Consider the following 16,298-nt stretch of genomic DNA (forward strand, 5'->3'; position numbering starts at 1 on the left):
ACACTTGGGGGAACTTGCCGATGCTCAGCCGACGTTGCTTTCTGTTGGGCTCGACCGCCGTGCTGGCAGCGCTTCCCGCCGCCGGTGCACCGCTTCGGCTCGCCCCGGTGCTGACCGGCGGCACCCGGAGCCTCGCGGGGCCGTCCGCGCCCATCGACATCGTCGACGACAGGTTCGGCATCCCGCACGTCCGCGCCGCCACCATCCCCGACGCCTATTTCGGCCAGGGCTATGTCGTCGCGCGCGATCGGCTGTTCCAGATCGACCTGTCCTATCGCCGCGATCTCGGCCGGCTCGCCGAGGCGTTCGGCCCTAAATTCGCAAAGCATGACGGCGTCGCGCGCCTGTTTCGCTATCGCGGCGACCTCGATGCCGAACTGGCGCATGTCCCCGCCGACGTCCTCGCCTGCGCCCGCGCCTATGTTGCCGGGATCAACGCGCGCATCGACGAGGTGACCACGGACCCGAGCCAGCTCCCGCTCGAATATGGCATCCTTGGCATCGCCCCGCTCAAATGGGATTTCGAGGATCTGGTGCGCCAGCGCGAGGCGTCGGAAGGCAATACCGACGACAGCGTCCGCCGCGCCCAGCTCGCCGCGCTCGGCTTGCTCGATCTCGACGCCGTCGTCGCGCCGCTGCGCCCGGCCTGGACCATGTCTGTCCCCAAGGGGCTCGATGCCGCCGCCGTCACCGATGCCGATCTCGGCGTGCTGCGCATCGGCCGGCTGCCCTTTGGCGGACCGCCGCCTGCCGCCGATCCCGCGGCACCCGCCGCGCGCGTCTCCTCGCTCGACCATGCCGTCTCGGCCGAGCGCAACAATGCCGGCAGCAACGCCTGGACCGTCGCGCCCTCGCGCACCACCACCGGCCGCCCGATCCTCGCCAACGATCCGCATCTCGGCATCGGCGGGTTCAGCCCGCGCCATGTCGCGCATCTGACGGCGCCCGGCCTCGACGTGATCGGCGGCGGCTCGCCCGGCCAGCCCGGCATCATGCAGGGCCATACCGACCGTTTCGCCTTCGGCCGCACCAATTTCCATATCGACCAGAGCGACCTGTTCATTCTCGAACTCAACCCCGAGGATCCCGAGCAATATCGCCATAACGGCGGCTGGAAGCGCTTCGAGATCGTCACCGAGACCATCCCGGTCAAGGACGGCCCGGCCGAGACGGTCACCCACCGCTATGCCGTGCAGGGCCCGGTGATCGCCCACGATCCCGCCCGCCGCCGCGCCAGCGTCCTCACCACCGTCGCGATGCAGCCCGGCTCGGCCGATTGCTTCGCGATGATCGCGATCAACCTTGCGAAGGACTGGACCAGCCTGCGCAAGGCGTTCGCGCTGCACCCGTCGCCGACCAACTTCCACTATGCCGATGTGCAGGGAAATACCGGCTGGCAGGTGATCGGCTTCGTGCCGCAGCGCAAGGCAGGCGACGGCCTGCTGCCGGTACCGGGCGACGGCAGCCATGACTGGACGGGCTTGCGGAACTTCAGCGCGCTGCCCAGCGAGTATAACCCCAAAAAGGGCTGGTTCGCCTCGGCGAACCAGAACAACCTGCCCGCCGACTGGCCGCGCGACCGCATCCCGGCCTTCTCGTTCCGCGAGCCCTATCGCTACGATCGCTGCGCCGAGGTGCTTGCCTCGCAGCCCAAGCACAGCATCGCCGACAGCGTCGCGCTCCAGCACGACACGCTGTCCAAGCCAGCGCAGCAATTCCTCGCCCAGCTGCCCGCCAACCCTTCGGCCGCGGTGAAGCCCGCCGTCGACCTGCTCCGCGGCTGGAACGCCCGTCTCGACGCAAACAGTGCCCCCGCCGCGCTGTTCGAGATCGTCTGGCGCGACCTCTCCAAGCGCATGCTCGCCGCGATCGTGCCCGAGCGCGCGAAGAATCTCGTCACCGAGATCTCGCCCTCGATCCTGCTCGGCCTGCTGGCGAAGCCCGACGCGCGCCTCGGCGCCGACCCTCAGGGGACGCGTGACGCGATCCTCGATGCCGCGCTCGCCACCGGCTGGGCCTCGGCACAGCAACTGCTCGGCGCCGATCCTGCCGCGTGGCGCTGGGGCACGCTGCATCAGGTCAAGCTGCGCCACCCGCTCTCCGCCATCCCGGCCATCGCCAGGGCGTTCCCGGCGATCGAAGGGCAGGGGTCGGGCGGCGACGGCTTCACCGTCATGGCGCGCTGGCTCGGCTCGGGGCCCGGCTGGAACGTCGGCGGCGGATCGAGCTATCAGCAGGTGATCGACGTCGGCGCTTGGGACAATTCGCAGATCCTGATCATCCCCGGTCAGTCGATCGACCCGCGCTCGCCGCATTATCGCGACCAGTACGGCTCGTGGATCGCGGGCGACACGCTTCCCTTGCTCTACAGCCGCGCCGCGGTGGATAAGGCGGCGGCCTCGCGCACCACGCTCAAACCGTCCTGAGGGGGACCATGCTCCGCCACATCGCCGCCTGCCTCGTCCTCGCCGCGCCCGCCGCGGCGCAGGACGCTCCGCTGGACAAGGCCTTGTCGGACTTCCGCAAGCTCTACCGGGCGGAGGTCCAGCGCGCGAATATCGCGGGCAGCAGCTTCTATCTGATCCTCAATGGCCGCACGCTCGCCGCCGATCATCTCGGCGAGCAGGATGCCGACGCCCATGTCCCGGTCGATGCGAACACCATCTACCACTGGGCCTCGGTCACCAAGACGATGACCGGTATCGCGATTCTGCAGCTGCGCGACCGCGGCCTGCTCGGGCTCGACGACCCGATCGTGAAGTACGTCCCCGAGCTGGCCAAGGTCCACAACCCGTTCGGCGACACCGGTGCGATCACCATCCGCCAGCTGCTCAGCCACAGCGCCGGCTTCCGCAACGGCACCTGGCCGTGGCGCGACAAGGAGTGGCAGCCGTTCGAACCGCCCGGCTGGAAACAGCTCGAAGCGATGCTCCCCTATACCGAGGTCCAGTTCAAACCCGGCAGCCGCTACAGCTATTCCAACCCCGGCATCGTCTATCTGGGGCAGGTGATCGAGCGCCTCTCGGGCGAGGATTACGAAGTCTATATCGACAAGAACATCCTCAAGCCGCTCGGCATGCACGCCAGCTATTTCGACCGCACCCCGCCGTATCTGCTGCGCCACCGCTCGCACAGCTACTATATCCGCGACGGCAAGCGCAGCGCTGCGCCGTTCGATGCCGATACCGGCGTCACCGTCTCCAATGGCGGCCTCAACGCCCCGATGCCCGACATGGCGAAATACGCGGCCTTCCTGCTCGGCGATCCGGCACGAACGGCAGACTACGACCTGATCCTCAAGCGCGCCTCGCTTGAAGAGATGTGGCAGCCCCAGCTCTCCGCCGGTGAAGACTTCTCGCAGGGCCGCATGGCCGCGACCACCCAGGTCGGCCTCAGCTTCTTCATCGACCGGGTCGAGGGTGTCCGCGTCATCGGCCATAATGGCGACCAGAACGGCTTCCGCGCCTATCTCAGCCTATGCCCCGACAAGGGGATCGCGACCCTGATCGCCTTCAACACCGAAACGCGCGGGGTGCGGAACGACCCCGGCAATCGCGAAACCGCGGAATCGCGCGTGGCGCTGGGGACGGACGCATTGTGCCGGGCGGCGGGGTAGGGGCGTCTACAGCAACGTTCCTTGCTTGCTGCTGTCTTCGGCCCTTGCCCGCCTGTAACCTGCCTGCCGATCGAGCAGTGGTACGCTCGGCTGCCGTCCCTGGAACAGGTCCGTCAGCGTGAACAGTTGCACACGCGGATAGTCGGCTCCAGTCACCGGGTCGGTCCACACGCCCGCCGCTGCTGCCTCCCGCGCCATCTCCCGGCTGGGCTGGGCGACGCAGACGAAGATGCCGAGGTCCGATTTCTCGCGCGCCAGCACACCTTTCAGGTCGCGCACCATCGATACGCCGATATGGCGGCCGGCCTTGACCGAGACGATCGAGGCCGCGGTCGCTGACCGTCCGGACGCCGGTTCGTTGCGTGTGTAGTAGATATAGCCGTCCACGCCGCGGTCCGGCCCCTTGCGCCCGCCGCGATAGGGCTGTCCGCCGATCTTCTGGGTCACCCAATATTGGAACTGATAGGGCGACGTGGCGGCCAGATGCTCGGCATCGTTCAGGTCCTGCGGTTCCCCGAATACCTGCAGTTTGACGCCTGGAAAGGCCTCCTTCAGCCGCCGCTCGATCAGTCCGATGGCCAGATAGGTCACATCGATGCCGATCCAGCGACGCTCCAGCTTCTCCGCGGCATGGACCGCCGTGCCGCAACCGCAGAACGGATCGAGCACCACATCGCCCGGATTGGACGATGCCGCAATGATCCGCTCCAGCAACGCGATTGGCTTCTGCGTCGGATAGCCCAGCCGCTCGGCGGCGGTGTTGCCGATGCGCGGGATGTCGGTCCACACTGACTGAAGCTTCTGTCCCTCAAGCCCTTCCAGATAAACCTTCAGGCCGTCCATGCGCGGCGTTCCGTCGCGCCGGGTCAGGATACGCCCCTCGGCCCACCATTGTTCGAGCTGTTCGATCGAATAGGCCCAGCCGCGGGTGGCGGGCGGCATCGTGCCGCGCCACTCGAACTTGCCCGACGCCGAATTGCGACGGTCCGCCGTCAGATTCTCGGCACGGAACAGGCGTCCGTCGCGATCCTCCTGATAGCGGCCCAGCTGGGCCTCGCTGTATCCGATACGGATGTCGTTCCAGACATACTGGTCTGATTTCGTGTAGAACAGGATCGTGTCGGCGATCTTGCCATAGCGGCGCGCCGAATTGTGACTGGTGGTGCGCCGCCAGATGATTTCGTTGCGGTACTGGCCCGTCCCGAACACTCCGTCCAGCAGCAGCTTGAGGTAGTGGCTCGCCGTCGGGTCGCAATGCAGATAGAGGCTGCCCGTCGGCTTGAGGGCCCGATGCAGCTCGATCAGCCGAACCGCCATCATCGCGAGATACGCCATCATGTCGTTCTCGCCCAGGAGCGCCTGCATCGCGCGCAGCAGGTTGGCGACATCCGTCCGCCCGGATTCCATGACCTCATGAAGCGCCTGGGCAGCCTCCGGACCATAGCGCCACGTGTCTTCGAATGCCTCGATCTGGCTGGTCGCCGCGTGCCCATCCGGCGCCTGGAACAGCAGATTGTAGTTGGCGTTCGAATTGAACGGCGGATCAAGGTAGATCAGATCGACGCTTTCGTCCGCGACGTAGCGCCGCAGCACGTCCAGATTATCGCCGAAATAGAGATGACTCACGTCACGCTGCCTCCCGCCGTTGTTGGCGGTGTCGACATTTAGCCGATCAAATCGGGAACGGTACGGGAACATGGACCGGAATGGAGCCATTTGGCGCCTCCACTATGACGGTCTCATGCTCGGGCGCTCTCACGCCGCGGCGCAACTCGATATGCATCCGAAACGGGTAAGACGAAGAATCTTGCCGTGCTTATTCGCAGCCCTCGCATCGCGGGCGTACCCACCCTATCTCCCCTCTAGCTTCCCCTCCAGAACAAAGCTAGAACTCCCGGCATGTCACTGACTCACATTTCCGTCCGCGGCGCGCGCGAGCACAATCTCAAAGGCGTGGATATCGACATCCCGCGCGATACGCTCACGGTCATCACCGGCCTGTCGGGCAGCGGCAAATCCTCGCTCGCCTTCGACACCATCTATGCCGAGGGTCAGCGCCGCTACGTGGAATCGCTCAGCGCCTATGCGCGCCAGTTCCTTGAGATGATGCAGAAGCCCAATGTCGAGCACATTGAAGGCCTCAGCCCCGCCATCTCGATCGAGCAGAAGACCACCAGCCGCAACCCGCGCTCCACGGTCGCGACCGTCACCGAGATCTACGATTATATGCGCCTGCTGTGGGCGCGCGTCGGCATCCCGTATTCGCCCGCGACGGGCCTGCCGATCGCCGCGCAGACGGTCAGCCAGATGGTCGACCGCGTCCTCGCGCTGCCCGAGGGCACCCGCATGCTGCTGCTCGCCCCGGTCGTGCGCGGCCGCAAGGGCGAGTACCGCAAGGAACTGCTCGAGTGGCAGAAGGCGGGCTTCCAGCGCGTCCGCATCGACGGCGAGACCTATCTGATCGAGGACGCCCCGGCGCTCGACAAGAAGTACAAGCACGACATCGAGGTGGTGGTCGACCGCCTCGTCGTCCGCGACGACATCGCCACCCGCCTCGCCGAGAGCTTCGAGACTGCGCTCAAGCTCGCCGACGGCCTCGCCTATATCGACCTGGTCGACACCACCGTCGACGAACTCGCCGGCAACCGCGTCCAGGAAGCTCCGCAGAAGTTCGTCGCGGAAACGAACGTCACCGGCGGCGCGATGAAGGGCACCGGCATCCCCGACAACCGCATCGTCTTCTCCGAAAAGTTCGCCTGCCCGGTCAGCGGCTTCACCATCGCCGAGATCGAGCCGCGCCTCTTCTCGTTCAACGCGCCGCAGGGCGCCTGCCCGGCGTGCGACGGTCTCGGCGAGCGGCTGGTGTTCGACGAGGACCTCGTCGTCCCCAACCACGATCTCACGATCAAGAAGGGCGCGGTCGTCCCCTGGGCCAAGTCCAACCCGCCGTCGCCCTATTACATGCAGGTCCTCGGCAGCCTCGCGCGCGAGTTCGGCTTCAGCCTCGACACGCCGTGGAAGGACCTTCCGGGCGAGGTCCAGCTGATCATCCTCCACGGCACCGGCGGCAAGCCCGTCACGCTCACCTTCGTCGACGGCAAGAAGTCCTACGACGTGAAGAAGCCGTTCGAGGGCGTCATCGGCAACCTCAACCGCCGCATGCTCCAGACCGAGAGCGCGTGGATGCGCGAGGAGCTCGCCAAATACCAGGCCAGCCACGCCTGCGAGACCTGTGAAGGCGCCCGCCTCAAGCCCGAGGCGCTGGCGGTCAAGATCGCCGGCCGCGACATCTCCAGCGTCACCCGCCTGTCGGTCACCGACGCGCTGCCCTTCTTCGCTAATCTGCCACGGGACCTCACCCCCCAGCAGCAGGAAATCGCCAAGGCCATCCTCAAGGAGATCGACGAGCGGCTCGGCTTCCTCAACAATGTCGGCCTCGACTATCTCAACCTCAACCGCACCAGCGGCACGCTCTCGGGCGGCGAGAGCCAGCGCATCCGCCTCGCGTCGCAGATCGGCTCGGGCCTCTCGGGCGTGCTCTACGTCCTCGACGAGCCCTCGATCGGCCTCCACCAGCGCGACAACGACATGCTGCTCGCCACGCTCCGCCGCCTGCGCGATCTCGGCAACACCGTGCTCGTCGTCGAGCATGACGAGGACGCGATCCGCACTGCCGACTATGTCATCGACATGGGCCCCGGCGCGGGCGTCCATGGCGGCCAGATCGTCGCGCATGGCAGCTTCGAACAGGTGCTCGCGACCGAGGGCAGCATCACCGCCGATTATCTCAACGGCACCCGCGCGATCCCCGTGCCGACGAAGCGCCGCAAGGGCACCGGCAAGAAGCTCACCGTCCACAACGCCACGGCCAACAACCTGACCGGCGTCACCGCGAGCATCCCGCTCGGCACCTTCACCTGCATCACCGGCGTGTCCGGCTCGGGCAAGTCGAGCTTCACCATCGACACGCTCTACGCCGCCGCCGCGCGCCAGCTCAACGGCGCGCGCCTGCTCGCGGGCAAGCATGACAAGGTCACCGGGCTCGAGCATCTCGACAAGGTGATCGACATCGATCAGTCGCCGATCGGCCGCACCCCGCGCTCCAACCCGGCGACCTATACCGGCGCCTTCACCAACATCCGCGACTGGTTCGCGGGGCTGCCGGAGGCGCAGGCGCGCGGCTACAAGCCCGGCCGCTTCAGCTTCAACGTCAAGGGCGGCCGGTGCGAGGCGTGCACCGGCGACGGCCTGCTCAAGATCGAGATGCACTTCCTCCCCGACGTCTACGTCACCTGCGACGTCTGCCACGGCCAGCGCTACAACCGCGAAACGCTGGAGGTGAAGTTCAAGGGGATGAGCATCGCCGACGTGCTCGACATGACGGTCGAGGACGCGGTCGAATTCTTCAAGGCCGTCCCCCCGATCCGCGACAAGATGGCGATGCTGGCGGAGGTCGGCCTGGGCTATGTCAAGGTCGGCCAGCAGGCGACGACCCTGTCGGGCGGTGAGGCCCAGCGCGTCAAGCTCGCCAAGGAACTCGCCCGCCGCGCCACCGGCCAGACCCTCTACATCCTCGACGAGCCCACCACCGGCCTCCATTTCGAGGACGTGCGCAAGCTCCTCGAAGTCCTCCACGCGCTGGTCGAGCAGGGCAATACGGTCGTGGTGATCGAGCACAATCTGGATGTCATCAAGACCGCCGACTGGATCCTCGACCTCGGTCCCGAAGGCGGCGTCAAGGGCGGCGAGATTGTGGCGGAGGGTACGCCGGAGACGGTCGTGAAGGCGCCGCGCAGCTATACCGGCAAGTATCTTGCGCCATTGCTGGAGCGGGGCAGGGTTGGGGAGAGCGTGGCGGCGGAGTGAGGGTTAGAAATCGAACGACCTTTGCCGGCGGCTATCTACGCCCGCCACATAATCGTTACTACGGGCTAATACTTTTCGCCTAAACTCAAGTCCTGTATGGAATTGATGAAGATAGCATATATGAAAGGAATTTTTCTCCGCCAAGACAACGGCATTCCAATCTGCTTTGTCTAAATAGTGAGAGAGAAATATATTTAGCTTACGCCCGGGCTTGGCGTCCCACATTACTAGGCGCCGTAGAGCTCTTACAAGATTTCCATGAATGCTTGGGGTGTCTTCTAGGTTTATATCTAGAACCCTTCTATTCAATCTATCGATGTATCCCGGGATGGCGTATATTTCCCGGGTGCTTACACCGTACACAATTGCGTCCCAATCAAAAAAGGTCGTTTTCACTAGATCTTTGGGGCTGTTGACTCGTGCATGGTGGTGCACTTTCGCCCACGTGTTGTGAAGCGACCAGAAATCGACATTATAGCCTCCCCGTTTAAGGCCGTAGCCACCAAACCGGTTTTTATTGGCTCCCAATCGCGATGCGAGCAGGTCAAGTTGCCTAACTCTTCCTGTCACAACGAAGTCAATATCGGATATTGGCCGTTCATTGGCTCCGTAAAATGCCAGATCCCGTACAACGCCTCCTACGACGTAAACGTCTCCAACTTCGAATAGGGCTTTTAAAATGTCCTCTCGGAGCTCGTGCATGCGGAGGGCGTCTGGTGAAAAGAAGCGATTCGTCCGATCCAAAACAGCGGATAGGGAGGGAGCAATATTAACCATGGCTTATGAAGTCGTTTTCCAAAAGGTATTCGTATTCTGACTTGGCAAAGCCGTCGGTCATCCCGGCGACCATATCCGTAAGCAGTCTTAGTTCTCGATAGCGCATAGGCAGAGTTGAACCATCGTGAGATTCCCACTTACCCTTGGCAGCGCATTGTAGGTAATTGTCGCTCATTTTGGATATGCCGTATGCAGCCTTTGCATCGGTGCGGCGTGAAAGTAAGTCTTCTGCACTTTTTCGCTGAATTATGGCGTGCCAGTAAAAATCCATCAATTTGCCGATAATTTTAAAGCCATCGGCTTCGATCTTCCTGACGTCCTGGACTACAAAGACGTATTCTTGCGCAATCCGCTTTAGGCTAAATAGCAAGGCGGAGTTATGCATTAGTGGATGGGATCTATTTTTCTGTTCGATGGATTTGTTGTCTGATTTGAAATCTTCAATAGTCTCATCGATTAGTTTTTGAATGAATGCAGTGCGAAGATACGAGCTCATTATCTCTCGTGTGGCAGAGATAGAAAATCCTCCTTCTCGAGTTTCTCTAAATTTATCTCGGAGGAAGTCTTTAGTTGCGGAATAGTCTCCGTTTAGGTCGTGATTTATAAGGGCGCATACGTCGTCTGGTGAGATGATGCCCTTTCGGATCGCGTCTTCGATGTCCAAAACAGAATATGCGATGTCATCTGCGGCTTCCATGATCCATGTGAGAGGGTGCCGCTCCCCTTCTTCGAGACCGGTTTCTGCCCGTACCCAGCGTACGGTATCAATCTCAGATTCGAAGAATCCGTACTTCTTTGTACTCGCTCTAGATTTGTCCCTCTTGTCACAGGGAGTTGGATACTTGAGTAGCGCGGCTAAGGTTCCAGCTGTCAGATCTAGCCCGAAGCCGCCGATAGCAACTTGCAATCGCGTCAGGATGCGGAAAGTTTGCGCGTTGCCCTCGAACTCAAGAAATTCTGGACGAAGTCGATCAGGAACGCTCAGACCATCTGGAGCTGAGGACGGGTCAAATATTCCCTCCTGATTCTTGAACCAGTGGCCGATAGCCGCCTCGCCTTGGTGACCGAATGGTGGGTTTCCGAGGTCGTGAGCTAGGCCGATAGTGGCTAGGATTGACTGCACAGAGCGCGCCTCTGGCATGCCAGCAAATTCGATGCCTTCTGAGAGAAGGCGGGTTCCCATCGATTTTGCGAGGTTTGCCACCTCGTGAGAATGAGTGAGCCTCGTCCTCACGGCGTCGTTTCGATCTAGAGGGAAGACTTGCGTTTTGTCTGCTAGCCGACGAACCGGAGGCGAGAATAGGAGTCGATCATAATCGTGCTCGAAAGGAACCCGATGATCGTTCGACGCTCGCGAACTCTTGGCTGAGCGCCGTGTTGTCGACCAAATGCTCACCATTTTGCGCTGCCCCCCTTGCGCTTTCGGTCTCACTGTCACGTAAGTCGGCTCCAAACGTCAATGGGCGGCAGGTAGCATAGCATATCGGGTATGGAACAAAAATAGAACTTTCCTACAGCCCCCATTCCGGCATACCTAGACGGTCCTCTGCACGACACGATGAGGACCTTGGCCATGAACGCGATCACCCAGACCGATCCCGAAGCCGATTTCACCTTCGATCACGCCGCTTTCCACGAGCTTGAACCCGGCGTCCCCGATTCCGAGCGCTACAATGGCTGGACCGCGGAGAAGCAGAAGCGCTTCCTCACCGCGCTGTCGCTCGGCCACCCGATCAACCGCGCCTGCGCCATCGTCGATATGTCGCGCCAGTCGGCCTATGTGCTGCGCAACGCCGCGCGCGGCGCCGCCTTTCGGCACGCCACCCGCGCCGCGCCTAGGGTATCCCCCGCAGCACATGCCCGCCGCCCGGCGGGTTCCCTCCCATCGGCGGCGCCGCGGCGCACACCAGCTTCTGCAGCCGCCCGCTGACGTCCCACGGCGACGGGATCTTGGGCTGATATTCCCATGTCGCGGTCGTCTCGACCGTGCCGGTCATCGCCGGGCCGCTATAGAAGCGCGCGCCGGTCAGGCGCCGGGTGTTCTGCACGCAGTCGAACTCGGCCAGCGTCACCACCGACCGGAACGGGATCACCGGCAGCCGGTCCTTGAGCTCGAAGCGGACCCACGCCTCGACCAGCCCGGTCGGCCTGCGCGTGACCTCGCGATAGAACAGGGTCGCCTGCTCGGTGCTGGCCTCGGTCGGCGCCGGGGAGGGGGCGGGCGTCGCCCCCCGCCGGGCCCGCGGCATCGGCAGCCGCTCGGTGCGCGTCTCAGTGCCGGCATAGATCCAGCCCTGCCGCGGCAGGCTGCTCACCCAGCCCGGCATCGCGCCGCCATCGTCCGATGCCGGCGGAAAGGATTGCCCGCCGATCGCCAGCGCGCCCGCCGCCAGCCCGATTGCCGCGATCTTCATCCGCCATACTTCGTGTGGCACAGCCCTACGCACTGCACGTACCAGGCGTCGCACGTGCCCTCGGCCCATTTCCGGGGGTCGCAGCGGTCATATTGCTTCTCGCACACCCGCACGCACGCGCCGAGCGGGGTCTGCTGCACCACCGCCGCGCTCACCAGCGACTTGTTGAATCCGCCGCGCGTCTCCAGCGCCGCCTTCGCCGCGGCGATCTCGGCCGGGCTGTAGGTCGGAAACGGCTTGGCTGCGCAGCCGCCCATCGCGATCGCTACCGCGATCATGCCCCATCGCAAATGCTTCATGCCATCCCCCATCTTGCCCCGTGTGAGGCTGCCGCACCCGGGGGGATGGCGTCAATGACCCACGCCGCGGATTGGGTGACGTGTCGGATCGGAACATAGATGGAACAAATGACTTTCCTACAGCCCCCATTCCGGCATACCTAGAGGGTCCTCCAGAACGCACGAGAGGACCAGGGCTATGAACGCGATCACCCACACCAATCCCGATCCCGATTTCACCTTCAACCACGCCGCCTTCCACGACCTCGAACCCGGCGTCCCCGACGCACAGCGCTATGACGGCTGGACCGCGGAGAAGCAGAAACGCTTCCTCACCGCGCTGTCGCTCGGCCACCCCATCACCCGCGCCTGCGCCATCGTCGATATGTCGCGCCAGTCGGCCTATGCGCTGCGCAACGCCGCGCGCGGCGCCGCCTTCCGCCTCGCCTGGGACGCCGCCTTGCTCCGCTCGCGCGACGTCCTTGCCGACGAGTTGATGGAGCGCGCGCTCAACGGCGTGCGCACCACGGTCACCGCCGATGACGGCCGCACCGTCACCCGTCACCGCCACGATAATATGCTGGCCTGGCGCATGCTGACCCGGCTCGACCGGCGCGCAGATGCCGCCTGCACCGATGCCAATACCGCCGCGGTTCGCCTCGCCGCCGCCGATTTCGAGCAACTGCTCGATCTCGTCGCGCGCGATGCCGCCCCGGCGCGCGCCGGCCTGTTCCTCGCCGCGCGGATCGGCGCGTGCGGCACCCGGGCGAGCGAGGACGATCTCGCCCCGATCCGCACGCTCGCCCGCGCCGATCGCTGGCTGCGCACGCACACCGATCTCGCCGAGCCGCTCGACACTGCGGACCTCGACCCCGCCGACCGCGCGCACTGGACCGCCGAACAATGGGTCCGCGCCGAGGCCGCCGGGCTGGTCCAGCTCGCCCCACCCGAACCCGAAACCGATCCCGAAGCCGGGGCGGAAGATGACGGGGACGAAATTTCCCGCGAGCTCCGTCAGCTTCGTCAACTGGACGCGGAGAAGCGCGCCCAGCGCGTCTGGTGGTGCGACTATGTGGAGGCATGGCGCACCAACTTCCCGCCGCCCGAGGATTATGACGGCGAGGCGGAGGGCGACCCCGATGACGAGGACTATGCGCGCGAGCTGACCGGCGAGGAGGAAGAGGCGCGCGAGGCGCTGCGCGACCGTGAGATCGCGCCCTTCATCGCCGCCGGCCTCGCCGAACGCGACGCCTGGCTCGCTCTGTGCCGCGGGGAGGAAGGGCTTGCCGGACAGGATGGGGAGGAGAGGGCGTCGGTCATGGCCTAGGGCCGCTCCCTTCACGCCGCCGCACGCCGCGCGAACCCGCCGTCTTCCGGGCATCGTCATACGCTTTGCGGTTGCGCCGCCCGCGCACATTCGCTTGGATGGCGCGTCAGGGGGTACGCATATGGCCGATTTCCTGCACGCGATCGTCATCCTCGCCTGCGTGTTGCTGCCGTTCGTCGCGATGCCCTTGCTGTGGCGGCGGATGAAGCGCGTCCGCGACCGGGCGTATCAGGACAGTCGCGCGCGCGCCGGAACCCGCGCCGCCGCGTGGGAGGAGACGGCGGAGGCCGGGGAGGGCTTCGGCGTTACCCGCAGGAACGATCCCAATGACGATCTGATCGACCTGGGCGACCGCGGCCGCCACAGCCGCTGGCCGCTCGACAACAACTGATTTCGGGGACTGACCGATGCCCTCAAGCTACGCCCCGCTCGCCGCCACGCTCGACCGTGAGGCCGATTGGTTCACCCGCGTCCTCGAGGAGCGCCTGCGCCGCATCGCGGAGCGTGACGCTGCCGGGCCGATGGTCAGCTTGCCGCCGCCCGCGTTCCGCGACCCATGCGCCTATGGTGCCGTGGTGACGGCGCACGAACTCGGCTGGCGCGAGCGATTGAGCCTGGTCCTCGCGCTGCTGCCCTGGGTGCGGCCCGAGGCGCTCGATCCGCTGCTGTTGCAGAATCAGGCGACCGGCCGGCCCTTTACCGAATTCGGCGGCGGCTTCGTTCCGGGCCGCGGCTTCGCACCGGCGCGGCAGACGGCTTTGTTCCTGTTCGCGGGCGACAATCTGGTCCGCCGTGCACGCTCGATGGCGATGTTCGCGGTCGATGGCAGGCTGGTCGCGGCGCGGCTGATCGCCCAGCAGGCCGACGATTACGCGCCGTGGATGCCGCTCGAGCCGCATCCGCAGCTGATCGAGCGGCTGTTCCGCGCACCCGAATGAATCGTGGCAGAAGGAGTCCGGAGCCGGTCCGAAATCTGTGAATCCCGCGCATCGGGGCATGGCGGTTTGCCGATCGGATCGCTAGGTTGCGTTCCGCATGTCTGACTCCCTTGGCCTCGACGAACCGCCCCAGCCGCGTGATGCCGCCTATCGCGTCCTCGCGCGCAAATACCGGCCGCAGACCTTCGCCCAGCTCATCGGGCAGGATGCGATGGTCCAGACGCTGGGCAACGCGATCAAGCGCGACCGGCTGGCGCACGCCTTTCTGCTGACCGGCGTGCGCGGGGTGGGTAAGACCTCGACCGCGCGGCTGATCGCCAAGGCGCTCAACTGCATTGGCCCGGACGGGCAGGGCGGGCCGACGATCGATCCGTGCGGGGTGTGCGAGCCGTGCCGCGCGATCGCCGAGGGGCGGCACATCGACGTGATCGAGATGGACGCGGCGAGCCATACCGGCGTCGACGACGTCCGCGAGATCATCGATGCCTCGCGCTACGCGGCGGTGTCGGCGCGGTACAAGATCTATATCATCGACGAAGTCCACATGCTGTCGAAGAACGCGTTCAACGCGTTGCTCAAGACGCTCGAAGAGCCGCCGGGCCACGTGAAGTTCCTGTTCGCGACGACCGAGGTGCAGAAGGTGCCGGTGACGGTCCTGTCGCGCTGCCAGCGCTTCGATCTGCGTCGCATTCCCGCCGAGAAGCTTGCGGCGCATTTCGCCGAGGTGGTCGCGGCCGAAGGCGCCGAGGCGGAGCCCGAGGCGCTGGCGATGATCGCCCGTGCGGCCGAGGGTTCGGCCCGCGACGGCCTGTCGATCCTCGATCAGGCGATCGCCCATGCGGGGATCGAGGGCGGGGCGGTGAGTGCGGATGCGGTCCGCACCATGCTCGGCCTGTCGGACCGCAATGCCATCCGCGCGCTGTTCGGCCGGGTGATCGAGGGTGATGCGCCGGGCGCATTGGGCGCGCTCCGCGACCAGTATGACCTCGGCGTCGATCCGCAGGCGGTGCTCAAGTCGCTGCTCGAAACGGTCCACCGCGTCACCCTGTCGAAGCTCGGCAACGAGGCGGTACCGGGGCAGGCGGCGGAGGAAACCGCGGCGCTGGCGGAGTGGGCAGGCAAGCTCGGCTTCCCGGCGCTCCACCGGCTGTGGCAGTTGCTGCTGCGCGGCCATGACGAGGTGATCCGCGCCGCGCTGCCGATCGAGGCTTGCGAAATGGCGTTGCTCCGCGTGATCCATGCCTCGACCCTGCCCGATCCGGGCGATCTGGCGCGGAAGATCGCGGAGGGCCTGCCCGTCGGTGCCGCGCCGGTGGCGGCACCGTCCGGGCCGACCGAACCGGCTGCGCCGCGCGATTTCGTCGAGGCGCTGGAGCGGCTGGAAGCGGCGCATGAGCATCACGTGTCCGCGCGCGCGCGCAACCTCATGCGCGTGATCGCGTTCAATGAACCGGTGATCGAAGTGAGCAGCCAGGGCCTGCCTGCCGATCTGGTGAGTGATTTCGAGCAGACGATCCGCCGCGTGCTTGGCAAGCGCTGGTCGCTCCGCGTGATCGACGCGCCGGGCGGGCAGACGCTGACGGAGATCAAGGCCGCTGACGCCATTGCGGAACGTGAGGCTGTACTGGCGACACCGATTGTGGCTGCCGCGATGCAAGCCTTTCCGGACGCTGAACTGAAAAGCTGGACACGAGATAGGAAGTACGGATGAAGAGTATCGAAGACATCATGGCCATGGCGCAGAACGTCCAGGACGAGCTGACCAAGGCTCAGGCCAATCTCGACGGGATCGAGGTTGAGGGCGCTTCCGGCGGCGGCCTGGTCAAGGTCAAGGCGAGCGCCAAGGGCCGCATCATCGGCGTCGATATCGATGAATCGCTGCTCGCGCCCAGCGAGAAGCAGATGCTGGAAGACCTGATCGCCGCCGCGCTCAACGATGCACGCGCAAAGGCGGACGCTGCGGCGCAGACCGAGATGTCGAAGCTTTCCAGCGGCATTCCGCTGCCGCCGGGCTTCAAACTGCCCTTCTGAGGATTTCGTAGCGGGAACAATCGCTTCACTGCGGCCGTTGGGGTCGCCTGT

Annotated in this window: 14 protein-coding genes; 9 read left to right on the forward strand and 5 right to left on the reverse strand. The window is 65.0% G+C overall.

Going from position 1 to position 16,298, the window contains the following annotated elements:
* Window positions 1-20 precede the first annotated feature (20 nt).
* On the forward strand, window positions 21-2,426 hold the full coding sequence (locus AC07TU_RS16250; RefSeq protein WP_495188951.1) for a penicillin acylase family protein: 2,406 nt from the start codon (window positions 21-23) through the stop codon (window positions 2,424-2,426).
* Window positions 2,427-2,434: 8 nt separating this feature from the next.
* Window positions 2,435-3,616, forward strand: a complete 1,182-nt coding sequence (locus tag AC07TU_RS16255; protein WP_495188952.1) for a serine hydrolase domain-containing protein — start codon at window positions 2,435-2,437, stop codon at window positions 3,614-3,616.
* A gap of 6 nt (window positions 3,617-3,622) precedes the next feature.
* Here the strand turns inward: AC07TU_RS16255 and AC07TU_RS16260 are convergent, their stop codons facing one another.
* A complete protein-coding gene (locus tag AC07TU_RS16260; protein WP_495188953.1) occupies window positions 3,623-5,242 on the reverse strand; it encodes a DNA methyltransferase in 1,620 nt (539 codons plus the stop codon).
* 273 nt (window positions 5,243-5,515) lie between these two features.
* On the opposite strand from AC07TU_RS16260, the gene uvrA reads away from it, so the two are divergent.
* Window positions 5,516-8,482 carry an excinuclease ABC subunit UvrA gene (uvrA, locus tag AC07TU_RS16265; RefSeq protein ID WP_495188954.1) on the forward strand — a complete coding sequence of 989 codons (2,967 nt, stop codon included), beginning with the start codon at window positions 5,516-5,518 and terminating at the stop codon, window positions 8,480-8,482.
* Window positions 8,483-8,485: 3 nt separating this feature from the next.
* Here the strand turns inward: uvrA and AC07TU_RS16270 are convergent, their stop codons facing one another.
* Together AC07TU_RS16270 and AC07TU_RS16275 are read right to left on the reverse strand one after the other, a co-directional pair.
* Entirely contained in the window at window positions 8,486-9,184 is a 699-nt protein-coding gene (locus tag AC07TU_RS16270) for a hypothetical protein (RefSeq protein WP_495188955.1), read from the reverse strand.
* A gap of 67 nt (window positions 9,185-9,251) precedes the next feature.
* Complete coding sequence (locus AC07TU_RS16275; protein WP_495188956.1) at window positions 9,252-10,658, reverse strand: deoxyguanosinetriphosphate triphosphohydrolase family protein; 1,407 nt, start codon at window positions 10,656-10,658, stop codon at window positions 9,252-9,254.
* Window positions 10,659-10,832: 174 nt separating this feature from the next.
* Here AC07TU_RS16275 and AC07TU_RS16280 point away from each other — a divergent pair, with 174 nt between their 5' ends.
* Window positions 10,833-11,189 carry a hypothetical protein gene (locus AC07TU_RS16280; RefSeq protein ID WP_495188957.1) on the forward strand — a complete coding sequence of 119 codons (357 nt, stop codon included), beginning with the start codon at window positions 10,833-10,835 and terminating at the stop codon, window positions 11,187-11,189.
* On the opposite strand, the gene AC07TU_RS16285 is transcribed toward AC07TU_RS16280, so the two are convergent.
* The gene (locus AC07TU_RS16285; protein ID WP_495188958.1) at window positions 11,095-11,673 is read right to left on the reverse strand and encodes a surface-adhesin E family protein; all 579 of its coding nucleotides are present in this window, start codon (window positions 11,671-11,673) and stop codon (window positions 11,095-11,097) included. The genes AC07TU_RS16280 and AC07TU_RS16285 overlap by 95 nt on opposite strands.
* A complete protein-coding gene (locus AC07TU_RS16290; RefSeq protein WP_495188959.1) occupies window positions 11,670-11,972 on the reverse strand; it encodes a hypothetical protein in 303 nt (100 codons plus the stop codon). The genes AC07TU_RS16285 and AC07TU_RS16290 overlap by 4 nt, the downstream gene beginning before the upstream one ends.
* Before the next feature lie 178 nt (window positions 11,973-12,150).
* Here AC07TU_RS16290 and AC07TU_RS16295 point away from each other — a divergent pair, with 178 nt between their 5' ends.
* From AC07TU_RS16295 to AC07TU_RS16315, 5 genes are all read left to right on the forward strand, one after another.
* The gene (locus AC07TU_RS16295) at window positions 12,151-13,278 is read left to right on the forward strand and encodes a hypothetical protein (protein ID WP_495188960.1); all 1,128 of its coding nucleotides are present in this window, start codon (window positions 12,151-12,153) and stop codon (window positions 13,276-13,278) included.
* A gap of 121 nt (window positions 13,279-13,399) precedes the next feature.
* On the forward strand, window positions 13,400-13,669 hold the full coding sequence (locus AC07TU_RS16300) for a hypothetical protein (protein WP_495188961.1): 270 nt from the start codon (window positions 13,400-13,402) through the stop codon (window positions 13,667-13,669).
* 16 nt (window positions 13,670-13,685) lie between these two features.
* Entirely contained in the window at window positions 13,686-14,216 is a 531-nt protein-coding gene (locus tag AC07TU_RS16305) for a hypothetical protein (protein WP_495188962.1), read from the forward strand.
* A 97-nt stretch (window positions 14,217-14,313) separates the two neighbouring features.
* On the forward strand, window positions 14,314-15,927 hold the full coding sequence (locus AC07TU_RS16310; RefSeq protein ID WP_495188963.1) for a DNA polymerase III subunit gamma/tau: 1,614 nt from the start codon (window positions 14,314-14,316) through the stop codon (window positions 15,925-15,927).
* A complete protein-coding gene (locus AC07TU_RS16315; protein ID WP_343519359.1) occupies window positions 15,924-16,247 on the forward strand; it encodes a YbaB/EbfC family nucleoid-associated protein in 324 nt (107 codons plus the stop codon). The genes AC07TU_RS16310 and AC07TU_RS16315 overlap by 4 nt, the downstream gene beginning before the upstream one ends.
* The last annotated feature ends 51 nt before the right edge of the window (window positions 16,248-16,298 follow it).

This window comes from Sphingomonas sp. GW821-FHT03E12, assembly GCF_059420685.1.

What these genes read in the sequence shown, in the direction of transcription:
- AC07TU_RS16250 (WP_495188951.1), top strand. Translation starts at nt 21, where the DNA reads ATGCTCAGCCGACGTTGCTTTCTGTTGGGCTCGACCGCCGTGCTGGCA.
- AC07TU_RS16255 (WP_495188952.1), top strand. Translation starts at nt 2,435, where the DNA reads ATGCTCCGCCACATCGCCGCCTGCCTCGTCCTCGCCGCGCCCGCCGCG.
- uvrA (WP_495188954.1), top strand. Translation starts at nt 5,516, where the DNA reads ATGTCACTGACTCACATTTCCGTCCGCGGCGCGCGCGAGCACAATCTC.
- AC07TU_RS16270 (WP_495188955.1), bottom strand. Translation starts at nt 9,184, where the DNA reads ATGCACGAGCTCCGAGAGGACATTTTAAAAGCCCTATTCGAAGTTGGA.
- AC07TU_RS16275 (WP_495188956.1), bottom strand. Translation starts at nt 10,658, where the DNA reads ATGGTGAGCATTTGGTCGACAACACGGCGCTCAGCCAAGAGTTCGCGA.
- AC07TU_RS16280 (WP_495188957.1), top strand. Translation starts at nt 10,833, where the DNA reads ATGAACGCGATCACCCAGACCGATCCCGAAGCCGATTTCACCTTCGAT.
- AC07TU_RS16285 (WP_495188958.1), bottom strand. Translation starts at nt 11,673, where the DNA reads ATGAAGATCGCGGCAATCGGGCTGGCGGCGGGCGCGCTGGCGATCGGC.
- AC07TU_RS16290 (WP_495188959.1), bottom strand. Translation starts at nt 11,972, where the DNA reads ATGAAGCATTTGCGATGGGGCATGATCGCGGTAGCGATCGCGATGGGC.
- AC07TU_RS16295 (WP_495188960.1), top strand. Translation starts at nt 12,151, where the DNA reads ATGAACGCGATCACCCACACCAATCCCGATCCCGATTTCACCTTCAAC.
- AC07TU_RS16300 (WP_495188961.1), top strand. Translation starts at nt 13,400, where the DNA reads ATGGCCGATTTCCTGCACGCGATCGTCATCCTCGCCTGCGTGTTGCTG.
- AC07TU_RS16305 (WP_495188962.1), top strand. Translation starts at nt 13,686, where the DNA reads ATGCCCTCAAGCTACGCCCCGCTCGCCGCCACGCTCGACCGTGAGGCC.
- AC07TU_RS16310 (WP_495188963.1), top strand. Translation starts at nt 14,314, where the DNA reads ATGTCTGACTCCCTTGGCCTCGACGAACCGCCCCAGCCGCGTGATGCC.
- AC07TU_RS16315 (WP_343519359.1), top strand. Translation starts at nt 15,924, where the DNA reads ATGAAGAGTATCGAAGACATCATGGCCATGGCGCAGAACGTCCAGGAC.